Origin of the sequence: Roseovarius sp. W115 (assembly GCF_032842945.2) — a bacterium.
Classification (GTDB): domain Bacteria; phylum Pseudomonadota; class Alphaproteobacteria; order Rhodobacterales; family Rhodobacteraceae; genus Roseovarius; species Roseovarius rhodophyticola.
Map to the genome: position 1 here is coordinate 2,583,680 of NZ_CP146606.1, position 16,442 is coordinate 2,600,121.

Genomic DNA, 16,442 nt, shown 5'->3' on the forward strand with positions numbered 1-16,442 from the left:
CGTGTCGCAGCCGTTTTCGTCGTGCCCCGCCCTGGGAATCCGGTCCAACATAAAAAATGCACGTCTCAGGCGGCTGCCCGACGCCCAATCAAGATGTCGACGTCGCTGCGCATATGCTTGTTGGCAACATCTACGGCATCCAACCCTTCGCCCAGAACCGATTGAAACTGTCCCAGATCATCGATCAGGTGATCGAGGTTGTTTAGTGAATTGTCGATCGATGCGCTTTCGATCTTACCGATGACCCGGATGACCTTGAGACTGGTTGATAGTCGTCGCATTTCCGCGCAGGATTGCGAAAACAGCTCGATTTGAGACGATATTGCACGCAACCCTTTGAGCGCCTGCTCGGAATAGTTTTGCTGTTGTGTGCGCAAATGCTGCATCTCTACGTCTTGATTGACGGCCGCACAGGTCTCTTCGTATTGGAAAATGTCGATGACCTGGCGCTGAACCATGGTCGTGCTGGTCAAAAACCAACCCGTGCCAACCGCCTGTGACACGTTGCGGCAATTCCTAACAAATTCAGACATTTGCTGCTGAATCTCGTTGGAAATCATGGTGTAGTTGTCCGAAATTGTCCCAATCGGTGTGCCAATATCGCCAAGCTGTGCAGCATGTATTTTCAGGTTCAGTGGGATATGCTTATTCTTTGAAAACACATCGGCAATGTTGCTCGTGCAGTAAAGCAAGTCTTCCGCTGATTTGGCGAGTCTTTCAAAACAGGTCTGACTCGCATCCTTCGTACGGCCCAGATTTTCATTCCGCGCGCTGATTTCCAAACTGAGCGCTTGCGCCATGAAAGCGCTGTAGCTGTCGTATCCCAAACCTGCGAGATTGTCTGTTAGTCGAGCCGCACTTTCTTTGGGCGACACGTTCTGCGTCACTTCGGCATCCCGCAAAGCTGCGTATTGCTTTTTGACGGCTTCGAACACCGTACTGCTTGGTTTGAGCCTGACGGACAAAAATCCACCTTCGATGGGTGTCACAGCCGCAAAAACCCAGTAGTAGCGTCCATCTTTTGCAAGATTTTTAACGTAGGCGCCAATGGGGTTGCCCTTTTGAATGGTGTCCCACATGAGCCAGAAAACGCCACGCGGCATGTCCGGATGGCGGATAAGACGATGTGGTGCATGAAGTATTTCATCCCAGGAATAGGCGCTTATGGATTGGAAAACGCTGTTTCCGGCCTGAATGACTCCGCGCTCATCGGTGCGTGAAAAGAACAGTTCGTCAAATTCGAATGGTCTTTCCTGGTCCAGGGGGACTGACGTTTTCGGGGTCACGTAAATTTCTCTTCGGTCTTCAACGGACGGGAACGTGATCGTGGTAACAGGCACGACCAGGCGACGTTTTTTCGTCTCTTAGCTGCATGAAACTAACGATTGGTGAAGAAGAGCGAGGAGATATCACATCGCGATTTTTTTGGCGCAGAGTTTCTTAAACCGGACGGTGCGAGACCCGGTCTATCCCCCTTCAACCGTGCCAAGAGCACGACTTCACTCTCCGGCTCAATCGGCTGAAACCAGCTGTCATTGTAAATCCGCCCATCGATTGACACCGACACGCCGCGCTCCAGTTGCGGTTTTAATCCGGGGTAGCTTTCGGCCAACCCGTCAAGCAACTCGCGCAGGGTGCTGGCCTCAACCTCAACCTCGCGCTGATCCTCGGTGAAGGTGGCCAGAGAGCCCCAGATTTTCACTTTGACCATGGCGCGCCTCGGGTGGAGGTCCCGGGGCTGGCCCGGGACGTCGCTTCACTGATCTTGTATGGCTTTCAACACCTTAGGGGGTGACATTGGCAAATCCTGCATCCGTACACCAGACGCCGCACTCACCGAGTTGGCGATTGCGGCCAAGGGCGGCACGATGGATGTCTCGCCCACACCACGCACCCCGTAAGGATGGCCCGGGTTGGGGATTTCCAAAATCACCGTGTCGATCATCGGCAGGTCAGAGGCCACAGGGATGCGGTAATCCAGGAACCCGGCATTCTGCAGGATGCCATCCTCGCCGTAGATATATTCCTCGTTCAAAGCCCAGCCGATGCCCTGCACCGCACCGCCCTGAAACTGACCCTCGACATAATCGGGATGCACGGCCTTGCCTGCGTCCTGAAACACCGTGTAGCGCAGGATTTTCACTGCACCTGTGTCCGGATCCACTTCGGTGTCGACCATATGCGTGGCAAAGCTGACGCCAGCGCCTTCTGGGTTGGCCTCGTGATGGCCCGCGATTGGCCCGCCGGTGTTGGACGCAATCTCGGCAATCTCGGCGAGGGACATGGGCGGGTGTGTGCCCGCGTTTGGACCAGCCGGATGCGCGGCCCCGTCTTTCCATTCCACCGCCTCGGGCTCAATGCCCCACACCATGGCGGCGCGTTTGCACATTTCGCGCTTGGCGGCGCGGGCGGCCTCAATGGTGGCCAGACCCACGGCAAAGGTGACGCGAGAGCCATCTGTGACCTCGTTTTGACCAAGCGAACCTGTGTCGGCCACAATCGTGCGGACCTTCTCATAGGGAATGCCCAGCTCTTCTGCCGCCATCATCGACATCGACGCACGAGAGCCGCCGATATCGGGGTTGCCTTCCGACACGGTCACCGTGCCATCGGGCGTGATGTTGAGAGACACACAGGTGTCGCCGCCAAAGTTGAACCAGAAGCCGCACGCCACGCCGCGGCCCTGGTTCTCGCCCAATGGGGCTGTCCAGTGCGGATGATCCTTGGCCGTGCGCAACGTCGCTTCAAGGCCAATGGCGGGGTAGGTAGGACCATAAGAGGCCACCGTACCCTCGCGCGCGGCGTTTTTCAGGCGCACCTCAAGCGGGTCGAGATCAAAGCCCTTGGCCAGTTCGTCAATCGCTGACTCCACCGCAAAGGCGGCCATGGGCGCGCCGGGGGCACGATAGGCGGCTTGCTTGGGGCGGTTGGTGACGATGTCCCAGCCGATTGTCTGCACGTTTTCAAGGTCATAGGGGGCGAAGGCCGACATGGAACCGAATTCCACAGGCGATCCGGCATAGGCCCCACCCTGATAGCGCAGCTCGGCACTTGCGGCGGTGATCTGACCGTCTTTGGTCATGCCGATGCGGATATCGACAGAGCTTGAGGCGGTGGGCCCCGTGGCCCGAAGCACCTCTGAGCGGGTCATCACCATCTTTACTGGGCGCGAGGATTTCTTGGCCAGCATCAGCGCGACAGGTTCCAGGAACACTGTTGTCTTGCCGCCAAAACCGCCGCCAATTTCGGACGCGGTGACGCGCAGTTGTCCCTGATCGAGGCCCAGAATGGCGGCACAGGTGTTGCGCACCATGTAATGCCCTTGGGTGCAGCACCACAGGTCGGCTTGCCCATCAGGCCCCATCTGCGCCAGACAGGCATGCGGCTCAATATAGCCTTGATGCGTGGCCTCGGTCTTGTAGCTGCGCTCCAGCACGCGGTCGGCGTTCTTCAGCCCGGCCTCGACATCGCCATGACCGAACTCATAGCGCGCCATGATGTTCTTGCTGCTGCCCTCTGGCACGGATTCATTGCCGCCGCCCTCATGCAGGATCGGTGCGCCGGGTTTGATCGCCTCATCCACATCTGTGACGTGATCCAGAACTTCATAGTCGATCTTGATCGCTTTCAGCGCCTTTTTGGCGATGTGGTTCGAACTGGCCGCAACCGCAGCAACGGCATGCCCGTCGTAAAGGGCCTTGTCGCGTGCCATGCAGTTGTCGAGCACGTCAGCGGTGAAATCATCGTCCTCAATGGGTGCGAAATCTGCGGCGGTGACCACCGCGTGCACGCCGTCCATGGCCTCAGCCGCAGAGGTATCAATCGACTTGATCCGCGCATGCGCGTGTGGTGAGCGCAGCACCAAGCCCACCAGCATGCCGGGCGCTGTGATATCCGCGCCAAACCGAGCCTTGCCGGTGACCTTGTCAACCCCATCGGGGCGCAGCACGCGTGTGCCGACAACCTTGAATTCCCGTGTGTCCAGAACCTGTTTGCTGTCGAGTGCCATTAGGATGCCTCCCGCATTTCCTTGCCCGCGGCCATCACGGCGCGGATGATTTTGTCATAGCCTGTGCAGCGGCAGAGATTGCCCGCCAGCCAGTACCGGGTTTCTTCCTCGGTGGGGTCGGGGTTGTGCTCCAAAAGCGATTTGGCCGCCACAAGGATGCCCGGCGTGCAGATCCCACATTGCAGGGCGGCGTTTTCTATGAAGTGCCGCTGCAGCGGGTGCAGTTGATCGCCCTCGGCCATGCCTTCGATAGTGGCGACCTCGGCCCCCTCGGCCTCGGCCCCCAGCACAAGGCAGGAACAGACCAGACGGCCATTCACAGTGACCGAACAGGCCCCGCAGTCGCCCGTGCCGCAGCCTTCCTTCGAGCCGGTCATGCCCAGCTGATCGCGCAGCACATCGAGAAGCGTCTCGTCAGGTTCACACAGGAACTCGGTCGGGTCGCCGTTGATCTTGGTGGAAACGTGAATTTTTCTCATGATCTCAAGCTCCTGCGCGGGATGCGGCAATTTTGGCGGCGCGTTTCGCGAGCACGCCGGAGACATGCGTGCGGAACTCGACCGTGCCGCGTTTGTCGGCGATGGGGGTGGCGGCGGCGGAACATGCAGCGGCAAGCGCGTCCAGCGCGGCTTCGTCCACCTTGGTGCCCATCAGGGCCTTGGCGGCGTCCTCGACGATGATGACCTTAGGGCCAACCGCGCCGAGCGCCACACGGGCATCTGTACAGGTGCCATCGCCATCAAGCGTCAGCGACAGACCACAACCCACTACGGCAATATCCATTTCCGTGCGCGGGATGAACCGCAGGTAGGCATCGCCTGAGGTGTCGGGGCGGGCTGGCAGGAAGACCGAGGCGACGAATTCGTCCTTGGCCAAAGAGGTCTTACCGGGCCCCGTGGGCACGTCCTCAACCGGGATATCGCGCGTGCCATTGGGGCCCGCAATCCGCGCGGTGGCGCGTGCGGCCACCAGGGCCGGTACGCTGTCGGCGGCAGGGGAGGCGTTACAGAGGTTGCCCACAACGGTGCAGCGTCCCTGAATCTGCGTCGAGCCAATGAGACCTGCAGCTTCTACCACACCGGGCCAGTCGGCGGTCAGGCCCGCATGCTCGCCCATCTCGGCTCCAGATACTGCCGCGCCCAGACGCCACCCGCCATCCTCTGCCGTGATGTCGCGCATGCCGTCTATGCGTTTGATATCCAGGATGTTGTCCGGTTCGGCAAAGCCCGAGCGCATCCGCACCAAAAGGTCCGTGCCCCCGGCCAAAATCCGGCAGTCTCCCAGATCCGATCCAAGCAGTTGTGTTGCATCCTCAAGGGTCGCAGGCGCATGATAGCGCATCGGCCTTCTCCCAGGTTATTTGTCTCTATCTTACAAAATCAGCAAACACCAAACCTGCCCAAGCTTCAATCGACTTTGATAGGTCTGAAACCGACACCGCGGCTCCATGGTCGCCTTATCGGATCAAAGTAGCGGATTTCAGATGCCGGGCAAGCTTGTGCGGGCTGTCACCGGAATTGTCGCGTACCAGAAGATAATAGCCATAGTCAGGACGCACGGAGATGTGCAGGGGGCGGATCAGCAGGCCATCGGCCAGGTCCTGATCCATCAATGGGCCCCATCCCAGGGCCACCCCAAGCCCCGCGCGCGCGGCATCCAGAAGGGCCATATAGCTGTTGGTGCGCAACAGCACGCGGGCGCGGGCCGGGTCAAACCCGGCTTCGGTCAGCCAGATGCCCCAGTTGATCCAGTTCCAGCGGATGTAGTCGAGGTCAATGAGTTCGGCCTCCAGCAGATCGGAAGGATCACGCATGGGATATCTGGCGAGGTAGCTTCTTGAACATACGGGATAAATTTCGTCCGGAAAGAGCAGCTCTGCGGTAAAGCCGGGCCAGTCTCCGGCCCCGTGAAGGATGGCCACATCGGCATTGAGTACCTCGTCTTCGGTGTCTGACACCGTCAGGTCCACGGCAAGCCCGTGTGCGCCCAGAAGAAAGCTTTCCAGCCGGGGCATCAGCCAGAGCTGCGCAATGGACGTGTCCGCCGATAGGCGCACGATGGGGCGCGATTCCCTTTGGCGCAGGGAATGGGTGGCAGAGGTGAGGTGTTGTAGCGCGACACTGACCCCGTTGAGCAACTCGCGGCCTTCAGGCGTGAGCGTGATGGTGCGGTGCCCGCGCTCAAAAAGCTTGGTGTTGAGCAGGTCCTCTAGCTTGCGCACGCGTTGTGAGATGGCTGATTGCGTGACCGAAAGTTCTTTGGCGGCACGGGTAAAGCTGCCGAGCCGGGCCGAGGCCTCGAACGGTTCTAGCAGGTCGAGTGGCGGTGTAGGCGGCTTTCGCATAAGAAATTCTTGGTCAAATGGTGTAGAAAAGAGCGTTTGCCAATATTCAGAATAATGTGTTGATCTGTCAATACGCGCCAACAGGAGGATGCCATGACCCTTCCGATTCTCAACTTAATGCCAGGTGATCTGCCGTTTCGGGCCGACCCCAGCGACAGCTACACCTTGCCTGCCCGGTTCTACCATGACCCTGCCATCTGGGAGCATGAGAAACAGGCGATTTTCTACCGCAGCTGGAATTATGCGGGGCATGTCAGCCAGGTGGCCGAGCCGGGCGCGTTTCTTACGGTGCGTATTCATGAGCAAAACGTCTTTGTTGCGCGGACGCGGGCCGGCGAGTTGAAGGCGTTTTACAATGTCTGCCCGCACCGGGGGCATGAGCTTGTCTCGGGCACGGGGCGCAAGAATGTCATCACCTGTCCCTACCACGCCTGGGCGTTTGATTTTGACGGCACACTGAAATCAGCGCGGAATACCGAAACCGTTAAAGGCTTCGACAAATCGCAATTCTCGCTCAAGGAGGTGCGGGTTGAGGTGTTCTGTGGTCTGGTTTTGGTCAATCTGGATGCTGATGCCATGCCATTTGCCGAACAAATGGGCGATCTGGAGTCTGAAATTCGTCATTATGTCCCGTCGGTCGATGATCTTCAGTTTGCGCAGCGTGACACCTATGAAGTCGAGGCGAACTGGAAGGTGCTCGTGGATAACTTCCTGGAATGCTACCACTGCCACCCGGCGCACAAGGATTTCGTCGATCTGGTGGACATGGACAGCTACCGCACGATCACGTCGAAATATTACTCCAGCCAATGCGCGGGGAACCCCAAGTCGCTGAGCAACCGCGCCTTTTCCTTCCAACCCGGTGACGTCGATTTTGGTTATGCGGGCTGGTATGTCTGGCCGAATTTTACCATCTGGGCCTATCCCGGAGAGGCCAACCTGTCGGTGCTGCAGATGAACCCGACCGCGCCAGAGCGCTGCGTCGAGTTTCAGGACTGGTTTGTGAAGGACGGACAGGTCACAGATCAGCTGCGCGATGCGATCAACTATCAGATCGACGTGCTGCAACCTGAGGACATCGGTCTTTGTGAAAGCGTGCAAAAAGGTTTGAAGTCTAGCGGGTACAACCAAGGCCGTTTCGTCGTGGATGCAGGCAAAACCGAGCTGAGCGAACATGCGGTGCATCATTTCCAAAACCTTGTCGCAGAGGCGCTGGGAGCAAATCTGGACCCGGAGACAGGCACATGATTTCGAGCGATGGCAAAACCCGTGATCTGATCACGTCTCGCCCCGGGTCGGGGTGGGATTTTAACATGCACCGGCATGTATATCACGATCTCGAGGCCAAACACGGCCCGCATTACACAGTCTATAACCGCCGGTTCATGTGCGTTTACATGGATGATCTGGACACGGACGAGGGCTATTGGCTTTTGCGGACCAAGGCGGCTTGCCTGCACACCGGGGAATGGCCCATTGAGATTGTCGGCCCCGATGCGACCAAACTGATGGACCTGCTTTTTGTGAACAATGTGGCCAAGGTCAAGGTGGGGCGCTGTGGCTATGGGATCGCGTGTTTTGACGATGGCGGGCTGCTTGTTGATGGGGTTTTTGCTAGGCTAGAGGAAAACCGTTACTGGTACGTGCAGGCCGATGGCGATTTCATCAACTGGGCGCGTGCCCATGCCAAGGGCATGGATGTTGAGATCATCGGCACGTATATCAATGTCAGTCAAATTCAGGGCCCGACCTCGATGGATATCCTCGAAGCGGCGGCCAAGGACGGGATTCCATCGCCTTTTGGATATTTTGGCAGCGCCTGGGTCGATTTCGGTGGTCAGCGGGTGCTGATCACCCGGACGGGATACACCAATGAACTGGGCTGGGAGTTTTATACCGAGCCGCATCATGATGCCCATGCGCTCTGGGCGCATCTGGAAAAGGCGGGCGCGCCGCATGGGATGCGCATGTTTGGGCTGGATTCCATGAACATTCGGCGGCTGGAAGCCGGAATTCTCAACGCCAATTCGGATTTCGACGAAACAACAACGCCTTACGATGTGGGGTTGGGTGGTTTCGTGGCGATGGACAAGGATGATTTCATCGGAAAAGCGGCACTAGAGAAAGCCGACAAACGCCAACGCCTGTATGGCATCCTCTGCCCCGAGGCGACACCGCGTATTCATGGGCGCGTGGAGTGGAACGGGGCGGTAGCCGGGCGCGTGACCGCCGGGGCGTTCTCTCCCTATCTTCAAAACGGGATTGGCTATGTGTTGATGGATAGCCCCGAGGCCGGACCCGGCACCGAGGTTAGAATCGAGGGCAATGACGGTCAGATGCATCCCGCGATGCTGGCGGAAACGCCGCTTTATGATAAGGCTTGTGAAATTCCGCGTGGCAAACTGGTGGATATACCAGAACGCCCCTAACATCTGCGAAAGCGTGACATGACGGACGGCAACCGACTGGCTGTGTGGGCTGGCCTCTTTGCGGGGATGTGCTGGGGCATATTCTGGTTGCCTTTGCGGCTGGTCGAAGAGGGCGGGTTTGACGCGCCCTGGGCGATGGCGTTTTTCACGGGCATTCCTGCGCTGATCTGTTTGCCATTGGTTTGGGTGCTTCGCGCGGATTACCGTCTGGGATGGGCGCTTTTGGGCGGCATTCTGGGGGGTGCGCCTATGCGCTTTATGCCGCTGCCCTGCTTTACACCGATGTGGTGCGGGCGGTTTTGCTCTTTTATCTCATGCCGATCTGGGGGTTCTTGCTTGGCTGGGCGTTTCTGGGCGACCGGATGACGTGGTACCGTTGGGCGGCGATTGCGCTGGGCGTGGCGGGCATGATGGTTGTGTTCTCGGACGAAGCCGGATTGCCCCTGCCGCGGGTCTGGGGGGACTGGTTCGGATTGATCTCGGGTGTGTTCTGGGCGCTGGGATGCACCTTGATCCTCACAGAAAAGCGGGTGCGTATCGCGACGCAGGCGACGAACTTCTTTCTTGTTGCGGCACTGGTTTCCGTAGTGGTGGCGCTGGTGTCCACCTCGCAAGGCACGGCATCACCACCGCAGGGCGCGGCAGTGGGTGGCGTGCTCATCTGGTTCCTGCCCGTGGCGCTTTTGCTCATTATTCCAGGGGGATATGCGTCGATCTATGCGCCCTCCAAGCTCAATCCGGGGTTGGTGGGGCTGCTCTTCATGGCAGAGATCGTGGTGGCAGCTGTCTCGGCGGCGATCTGGGCCGGAGAGCCCTTTGGCTGGCGCGAGATGGTGGGCTTGCCGCTAATCCTTTTGGCCGGGTTGATGGAGCCTTTGGCGCTGAGCCGAAGGGCTCGCAGCCCTGCCTGATCACGCCTGACCGAGCGCGGCCTGACCTTTGCGGCTGTAGGCTTTGGTCATGCGGTCGGCAATCATTGCCAGAATGGCCATGCCGATCCCCGCGACCATACCAACGCCGAAATCACCGTTGTTGAGACCGATATAGATTTCCTGTCCCAAATCGCTGGTGCCGACAAGCGCGGTGATCACAAGCATTGCGACGCCGAACATGATCGTCTGGTTGAGACCCAGCATAAGCTGGGGCAGGGCCAGTGGAAGCCGCACGCGCCAGAGCATCTGAAGCCGTGTGCAGCCACAGGCGCGTGCGGCCTCGATCACTTGCGGCGACACCCCCCGCAAACCGTGCTCGGCATAGCGGATGGCAGGCACGATGGAATAGGCCATGATCGCCAGAAGGGCGGTGAAGTCGCCCAGTTTGAAGAACATCACGAAGGGGATGAGGATCACAAAGAGCGGCATGGTCTGCAGCGTGTCGTTGATCGGGCGCAGAAAGGCCGAGACGGTATCGTTTTCCGAAGCCAGAACGCCCAGCGTGGTGCCAATCAGGAAGGACAGCAGCACGGCGATGCCACAGAGATAAAAGGACACCATGGTTTCGGGCCAGACGCCCGCAACCATCAGGAACACAAGGCCGATGCCCGTGCCAATGGCCAGTCGCACGCCGCCTGCCTGCCAGGCGAGCAGGACCATGACAGCGGCAACAGACAGCCAGGGCAGGCGGGTGATGCCGAAATAGATGAGAATGGCCGCCAGCGCGATGCCAATGGCCAGGTTGATGCGGTCGCGCAGGGCGGCGTAGGCCACGAAGCCCGACATCACGACACCAAAGCCGATTTTCATCGGCGTGGTGAATTCAAAGCCCCAGGAAAACGGGCTGATGGTTTGCTCCAGCCCGGATTTCACCGGCAGCATGATGTAGAACAAAGCGAAGGTTTTGATCGTCTTGATGGCGGCGGCGTATTCCACCAGCACATAGTTGAAGGCGTCATTCATCGCCTGTGCCGGGTAGAACTCCCACGCTTGCGGGTAGCTTTTGAGGAACGGAAAGACCTGCGCCAGAGCGAGGATGGCGATGGTCAGAACACCTGCGGCAATCCAGTAGCGGTTGCGCTGGGCAAAGCTTGGTTCATCGCCGCCATCCGGCGCGCGTGCTGTTGCGGCCTGAGCGGTGAGCCGATCCATGACCATGGCCATGAGGGCTATCACGATGCCTGCAAGAATGGCTTCGGCCACGTTGGCCTTGCGGATTTGGGTGAGTACCTCCCAGCCGATATCCGAGGTGCCACCGATGATCGAGGCGATGATGATCATCGAAAAGGCCGCCATCATGGTCTGGTTGATGCCCAAAAGGATCTGCCGCAACGCGTTTGGCACGCGCACGCGCCAGAACATTTGCATGGCCGTGGCTCCGGCCATCGTACCCGCTTCGATGACTTCTTCATTGACGCGTCTGAGGCCAAGGGTCGTATTGCGCACCATGGGCGGCACAGCATAGAGGATCGAGGCGATGAGGCCGACCATCGGCCCAAAGCCAAAGAGCAGCAGGATGGGCAAAAGATAGGCAAAGACCGGTATGGTTTGCAGCACATCCATCGTGGGCGAGATGATCCGGTCGGCGCGGTCTGAATAAAAGGCCGCTGTGCCCACGGCAAATCCGATCATGACCGCCATGGGTACTGAGATCAGGACCAGTGCGAGTGAGTTCATGGACTCTGACCAGTATCCGATCAGGACCATGTAAAACATGGCGAAGAATGTAAAAATCGCCAGCTTGACGCCGGAGACGGCGTAAGAGGCGAGCATCAGCAACCCGATGGTGAGCGCCCAGGGCGTGGATTGCAAAATGGTTCGCACCCAGGACATGGGATGGTCCATCAGAGAGGAAAACCCGCGGAAAAATGGGCCGAACGTGTCGATAATCACGGCCATGATCGCGTTGAGCCAGTCGGTGAGGGGAACCTCCCACGCCTCTGGGAAGGACATCAGCCAGTCAAGCCGATCGCGAAACCCCAATGTCACCAGCGTCAGGCCAATCAGCGCGAACCACGCCCAATGCGTGCGCGTCTCACTCATGCCGTCGCCTCAGCTTTGTCGTCCTGATCTGACAGACGGGCCAGAGCAGAGATCACGCTTTGAGCTGTCACGATACCCTCAACTGTGCCGGCGCGGTCCACAGCCACACCTTCCGGGTGGGCGGCCAGCATGGGCAGGAGCGTTTCAACAGGCGTCTCGGCGGGCACGCGCATGCGGCCTTCATCCGGAACCGCGTCGGTATCTATCACCTCATGCGCGCAGAGCACGCGGACCAGAGGCACGTCATTGGTAAACTCGGCGACATAGTCATCGGCAGGGTTGGTGATCAACTCAGCCGGTGTGCCGGTTTGCACAACCTGACCGCCGCGCATGATCATCATGCGGTCGGCCACGCGCAGCGCCTCAAGGAAGTCATGGGTGATGAACACGATCGATTTGTGCAAGTCATTCTGAATGCGCAGGAATTCGTCCTGCATTTGCCGCCGGATGAGCGGATCAAGCGCTGAAAACGGCTCATCCAGAAGCCATAGATCAGGGTCCACCGCAAGCGATCGGGCGATCCCGACACGTTGTTGCTGACCGCCCGAAAGCTGATGAGGATAGCTTTTCTCGCGCCCCTGAAGACCCACAAGGTCGATGACCTTGTCCACGCGCGGCTTGGCATCAGCAGGTGTGCTGCCCTGAAGGCTGAGCGGGAAGGCGATGTTTTCATAGACTGACAGATGCGGCATGAGGCCGAAATTCTGAAACACCATGCCGATCTTGTGGCGGCGGACCTGGATCATGTCCTTGTCCGACTTGGCCAGAAGGTCCTCGCCATCCAGCACCACTTCGCCATGAGTCGGGTCGACAAGCCGCGACAAACAGCGCACCACAGTGGATTTGCCCGAACCGGACAGCCCCATGATGACAAAAATCTCACCCACGCCCACATCAAAGCTGACATTGGCCGCTGCAGGTATCGCGCCTTCGTCCCGCATTCTGGCGACAAGCGCATCAGGATCATCGGTTGCAGCACTTCCCTTGAAATAGCGTTCCGGGTCTTTGCCGTAGACCTTCCAGATGTTGCGGCAGGACAGGCGGATGTCGGAGGATGAGGTCATGGGATGCGGGCTTTTCTGCAAGGTGACAAAGGCCGGGGGTTATCCCGGCCTTTGCACATAGTCTTCAAAAGGTTACTGCTTGGCCGCGAGGCCTGCATCCACCCAGGGTTTCCACGTTGCCTCATTGGCGTCGATCCATTCGGCAACCACCTCTTCGAGCGGGCGGCCTTTCTGGTCGATTTCCAGCATCAGAGCGTTCTGAACACTGTTATCAAGGGACATGGCCTCAAAGATGGCGTTGGCGCCGGGGTAATCCGTCGCAAAGCCCTTGTTGGCAATCTTGTCAATCGAGGCTTGCTGGAAACCACAAGCCTTGCCACGTTCCTGGCCGGATTCCTCGACACATTCGCCATCAGCAGCGTCCCAGGCCACCCATTCCATGTCCATATCGGCAAAGAGCCAATGGGGTTGCCAGAACATCATCAGGATCGGATCACCTGTGGCGACAGCGGATTTCGCTTCGGCAATCATGGCTCCCTCTGAGCCGCCAGCAACAGGTTCGAATGGCAGTTCGATCATGCCAACCACGTCCTTGGAGCGTGTGCCCCAGTCGGCTGGATAGGTGACCAGACGACCTTTGGGGAATGTATCCGCCGCAGCAAAGGCCTGTGCGCATTCGTAAAGCGCCTCATAGGCAGGAAGGCCGGGACATTTCTCTTTCATATAGGGCGGGAAAATCCAGCCTTCTTGCGGCTGCAGCCCCAGCTGGCCCAGCACAACGATATCGCCGCTCTCCACGGCTTTGGGATAAATGTCGCCAACATTGTTGGTCCAGACCTCTGGCTGCAGGTGCAGATCGCCCTGAGCGATGGCGGCAAACTGTGGTACCGCACCGGCGGTCACATATTCCACTTCGTAGCCAGCTTTTTTGAACAGCGTGCCCGTGATGTGGGCCGAGATATGCTGTCCGGTCCATTCATTGATCGGAATCTTGATCGGATCGCTGCTATCGGCCAGTGCCATGCCAGAGCCGGCCAATGCCATGACTGCCGCGGAAATCAAGGACTTAGCTTTCATTGTGTATTCTCCCCGTTGATTGGTTCTTTTACTGAGGCCGAGTATGATACGACCTTGGATTGAGGCCAAACAAAATCTTTATTGACTGGTAAGTCAATCAAAAATGAGTAACCTAAACCTCCGCTGTGCTGGATTTGAACAGACCAAGCGGCTAGCGTTTCTTTTGTGTGTCAGCGTCAAAGGGGGACTATGTGGGACTTGAGGTTGCGTCACGTTGGTTTGCTGCAAAGCAGATTGAAGAGGGTGTGGTGCATATTCATGAGCCGCATGTGGCCTCGTGGCTGCGGTGCAATATCTGGCATGTGCAGGGGCGGGACCGGGATCTGGTGATCGACACTGGCATGGGTTTGCGTCCCATGCTGGACGAGGTGCCAGAGCTGAGCGCGCGGCCTTTGACAGCGATCATGACACATTCGCATTTTGATCACGCCGGGGGTCTGCACGAGTTTTCGCACCGGTGCGGGCACCCGGCCGAGGCCGACGTTATGGCGCGTCCAACGGCGCAGAACACGGTCGCGGATACAGGCTATGTCCGGGCCGAGACGTTTACGGCACTGCCCTATGCGGGGTTTGATCACACGACCTATCATGTGAAACCAGCGCCTTTGACGGGATATCTGGATGAGGGCGATGTGATTGATCTGGGCGACCGGGTGTTTCAGGTATTTCATCTACCGGGGCATTCACCGGGGTCTATCGCGCTTTATGACAGGGCCAACGAGACACTCTTTAGTGGCGATGTCATCTATGATGGTGATCTGATTGATGACCTCTATCATTCGGAGGCCGAGGTTCTGGCGGAGTCCCATGCGCGGCTCCGCGAATTGCCCATCCGGGTGGTGCATGCCGGGCATTTTACCTCTTTTGGGCGCGACCGGTTGCTTGAGCTTCTCGACCTTTATCGAGATGGCGGGTTGCGAGTTGGAGATGCAAGTGCATGGATTACCAGTGAAATGGAGGGGGAGACATGAGCCGAACTGCGATTGTCACGGGCGGGCTGAGCGGGATCGGTCTTGAGATTGCGCGCGTGCTGATGGCCGAAGGTTACCGTGTTGCCATTGGCGCGCGGCGCGGGGCCGACCCTATGCAGCAGGATATGGCGCGCGAGAGCTTGGGCGAAGACGTCTTTATCGCCCCGCTGGATGTGCGCAAAAAGGGGTCCGTCGCAGCGTTTTGCATGGCGGTCAAAAATCGCCTTGGCGCGGTGGAGATTTTGATAAACTCAGCGGGGATTGAATACAAAGAACCTGTGGCCTCTCATAAAATCGACGCGTGGAATGACGTGATTGAGACCAACCTGACAGGGCCGTTTTTGATGTGTCGTCAGGTGATGCCGGATATGATCGAGGCCGGCTGGGGGCGGATCGTCAACATTGCGTCGACTGCGGCGCATACAGCGAAACCTGAGCATGCGGCTTATTGTGCCTCAAAGGCGGGGCTTTTGGGGCTCACGCGCGCGACCGCGCTGGAGGGCGCGCCGCACGGCGTCACCTGCGTCAGCGTAAGCCCGACCTGGGTGGAGACCGATATGCTGCAGGGGTCGGCGGCCAAGGTGGCCGAAACTGAGGGGCGCGAAGTGGCTGATGTCATCGCCGAGATTGCCCAGGCCAACCCGCAGAACCGTCTGGTACAGCCCAGCGAGATTGCTGATCTGGTGGCGTTTTTGTGCTCGGATGCGGCCCCGGCGCTGACGCTGGAGGATATCCAGGTGAACGCTGGCGCTTTGTGGTAGAGACCTCAGGCCTCCAGCCAATCGAGGATGATCTTGGTGACTTCTGTCGGTGCTTCTTCATGTGCCAGATGCCCCAAACCGTCGAGCTTCTGCACCTCCGCATTTGGCAGCCGCGCGGCGGCGCGGTCTGAGACGGAGGGCGGCACGGCCCCGTCGCTCTCTCCGGTGATCAAAAGGCAGGGTGCGGTGACCTGAGGCATGCGGTCCCAGATGCCATCGGTGTTCCAGGCCGCCATCATTTGCAAGGTCCCGTCCACATGGGCGCGGTCCGAGAGCAGGCGGTTGTAATAGGCCAGACCTTCGTCTGTCAGCTTCGATCCGGTGGAGCGGATCACGTTACGCGCGCGGTCGGGCCGTCCGCCCCCTGCGGCAAAGGCCATGGCCGTGAGTGGGTTCATGGCCAGAAATTTGGCGAGCATCGGAAAAAGCCACCCGGCCATGCCTTCGAACCGGTCCAGAGCGGCGTTTATGCCAATGACTTTAGGTGGTGTGCTGTCTGGTGTTGTGAGGCGCAGCGACAACTCAAGCGCAACAGCGCCACCAGCAGAATGACCGATGATCGCAGATGGGCACCAGCCCTCGGCGGCGCTCAGGGCTGCGATGTCATCGGCGGTGCGCTCAAGCCCGAGGCGAAACCGGCTTCCGGCCTGCGTGAACCCGTGCCCGGGAAGATCAAGCGCGATGACGTGGTGGGTTTGGGCCAGTGTGGGGATCAGATCGCGCCATGTGTGGGTCGTCGCGCCGGCCCCATGCAGCAAAAGAAGGATTGGACCTTCGCCCAGCTCTTGCACATGCCAGTCATGGGGACGATGCCGGATGCGTCGGGAGTGCGCGCTGAGCGGCCAATCGGGGAGGTCACGCTCCCAATCCAC

15 protein-coding genes are annotated in these 16,442 nt (G+C 58.9%); 5 read left to right on the forward strand and 10 right to left on the reverse strand.

Translation table 11 applies throughout. From position 1 onward, the window contains the following. Window positions 1–65: 65 nt before the first annotated feature. The 6 genes from RZS32_RS13105 to RZS32_RS13130 form a co-directional block, all read right to left on the reverse strand. Entirely contained in the window at window positions 66–1,286 is a 1,221-nt protein-coding gene (locus tag RZS32_RS13105; protein ID WP_317057419.1) for a PAS domain-containing protein, read from the reverse strand. 92 nt (window positions 1,287–1,378) lie between these two features. Next, entirely contained in the window at window positions 1,379–1,711 is a 333-nt protein-coding gene (locus RZS32_RS13110; protein WP_339106661.1) for a MoaD/ThiS family protein, read from the reverse strand. Window positions 1,712–1,756: 45 nt separating this feature from the next. Further along, window positions 1,757–4,009 (reverse strand): xanthine dehydrogenase family protein molybdopterin-binding subunit, encoded by a 2,253-nt coding sequence (locus RZS32_RS13115; RefSeq protein ID WP_317057421.1) that lies wholly within the window; start codon window positions 4,007–4,009, stop codon window positions 1,757–1,759. Next, window positions 4,009–4,488, reverse strand: coding sequence for a (2Fe-2S)-binding protein (locus RZS32_RS13120; protein ID WP_317057422.1), 480 nt, complete (start codon window positions 4,486–4,488; stop codon window positions 4,009–4,011). The genes RZS32_RS13115 and RZS32_RS13120 overlap by 1 nt, the downstream gene beginning before the upstream one ends. 4 nt (window positions 4,489–4,492) lie before the next feature. After that, window positions 4,493–5,350 carry an FAD binding domain-containing protein gene (locus RZS32_RS13125; protein ID WP_317057423.1) on the reverse strand — a complete coding sequence of 286 codons (858 nt, stop codon included), beginning with the start codon at window positions 5,348–5,350 and terminating at the stop codon, window positions 4,493–4,495. Between the two features lie 115 nt (window positions 5,351–5,465). Next, window positions 5,466–6,353 carry a LysR substrate-binding domain-containing protein gene (locus RZS32_RS13130; RefSeq protein WP_317057424.1) on the reverse strand — a complete coding sequence of 296 codons (888 nt, stop codon included), beginning with the start codon at window positions 6,351–6,353 and terminating at the stop codon, window positions 5,466–5,468. A gap of 93 nt (window positions 6,354–6,446) precedes the next feature. On the opposite strand from RZS32_RS13130, the gene RZS32_RS13135 reads away from it, so the two are divergent. From RZS32_RS13135 to RZS32_RS13145, 3 genes are all read left to right on the forward strand, one after another. Continuing rightward, complete coding sequence (locus RZS32_RS13135) at window positions 6,447–7,601, forward strand: aromatic ring-hydroxylating oxygenase subunit alpha (RefSeq protein ID WP_317057425.1); 1,155 nt, start codon at window positions 6,447–6,449, stop codon at window positions 7,599–7,601. After that, window positions 7,598–8,782 (forward strand): aminomethyltransferase family protein, encoded by a 1,185-nt coding sequence (locus RZS32_RS13140; protein WP_317057426.1) that lies wholly within the window; start codon window positions 7,598–7,600, stop codon window positions 8,780–8,782. The genes RZS32_RS13135 and RZS32_RS13140 overlap by 4 nt, the downstream gene beginning before the upstream one ends. 212 nt (window positions 8,783–8,994) lie before the next feature. Next, entirely contained in the window at window positions 8,995–9,693 is a 699-nt protein-coding gene (locus RZS32_RS13145; RefSeq protein WP_339106663.1) for a DMT family transporter, read from the forward strand. On the opposite strand, the gene RZS32_RS13150 is transcribed toward RZS32_RS13145, so the two are convergent. The 3 genes from RZS32_RS13150 to RZS32_RS13160 form a co-directional block, all read right to left on the reverse strand. Beyond that, window positions 9,694–11,757, reverse strand: coding sequence for an ABC transporter permease subunit (locus tag RZS32_RS13150; RefSeq protein WP_317057428.1), 2,064 nt, complete (start codon window positions 11,755–11,757; stop codon window positions 9,694–9,696). After that, window positions 11,754–12,821, reverse strand: coding sequence for a quaternary amine ABC transporter ATP-binding protein (locus RZS32_RS13155; protein WP_317057429.1), 1,068 nt, complete (start codon window positions 12,819–12,821; stop codon window positions 11,754–11,756). Before RZS32_RS13155 ends, RZS32_RS13150 begins: the two co-directional genes overlap by 4 nt. 72 nt (window positions 12,822–12,893) lie before the next feature. After that, the gene (locus RZS32_RS13160) at window positions 12,894–13,838 is read right to left on the reverse strand and encodes an ABC transporter substrate-binding protein (protein ID WP_317057430.1); all 945 of its coding nucleotides are present in this window, start codon (window positions 13,836–13,838) and stop codon (window positions 12,894–12,896) included. A gap of 191 nt (window positions 13,839–14,029) precedes the next feature. Here RZS32_RS13160 and RZS32_RS13165 point away from each other — a divergent pair, with 191 nt between their 5' ends. Continuing rightward, window positions 14,030–14,809, forward strand: a complete 780-nt coding sequence (locus tag RZS32_RS13165; RefSeq protein ID WP_339106664.1) for an MBL fold metallo-hydrolase — start codon at window positions 14,030–14,032, stop codon at window positions 14,807–14,809. Then, the gene (locus tag RZS32_RS13170) at window positions 14,806–15,570 is read left to right on the forward strand and encodes an SDR family NAD(P)-dependent oxidoreductase (RefSeq protein ID WP_317057432.1); all 765 of its coding nucleotides are present in this window, start codon (window positions 14,806–14,808) and stop codon (window positions 15,568–15,570) included. Before RZS32_RS13165 ends, RZS32_RS13170 begins: the two co-directional genes overlap by 4 nt. 5 nt (window positions 15,571–15,575) lie before the next feature. Here the strand turns inward: RZS32_RS13170 and bchO are convergent, their stop codons facing one another. Further along, window positions 15,576–16,442: an alpha/beta fold hydrolase BchO gene (gene bchO, locus RZS32_RS13175; protein WP_317057433.1), complete on the reverse strand. Its 867-nt coding sequence runs from the start codon at window positions 16,440–16,442 to the stop codon at window positions 15,576–15,578.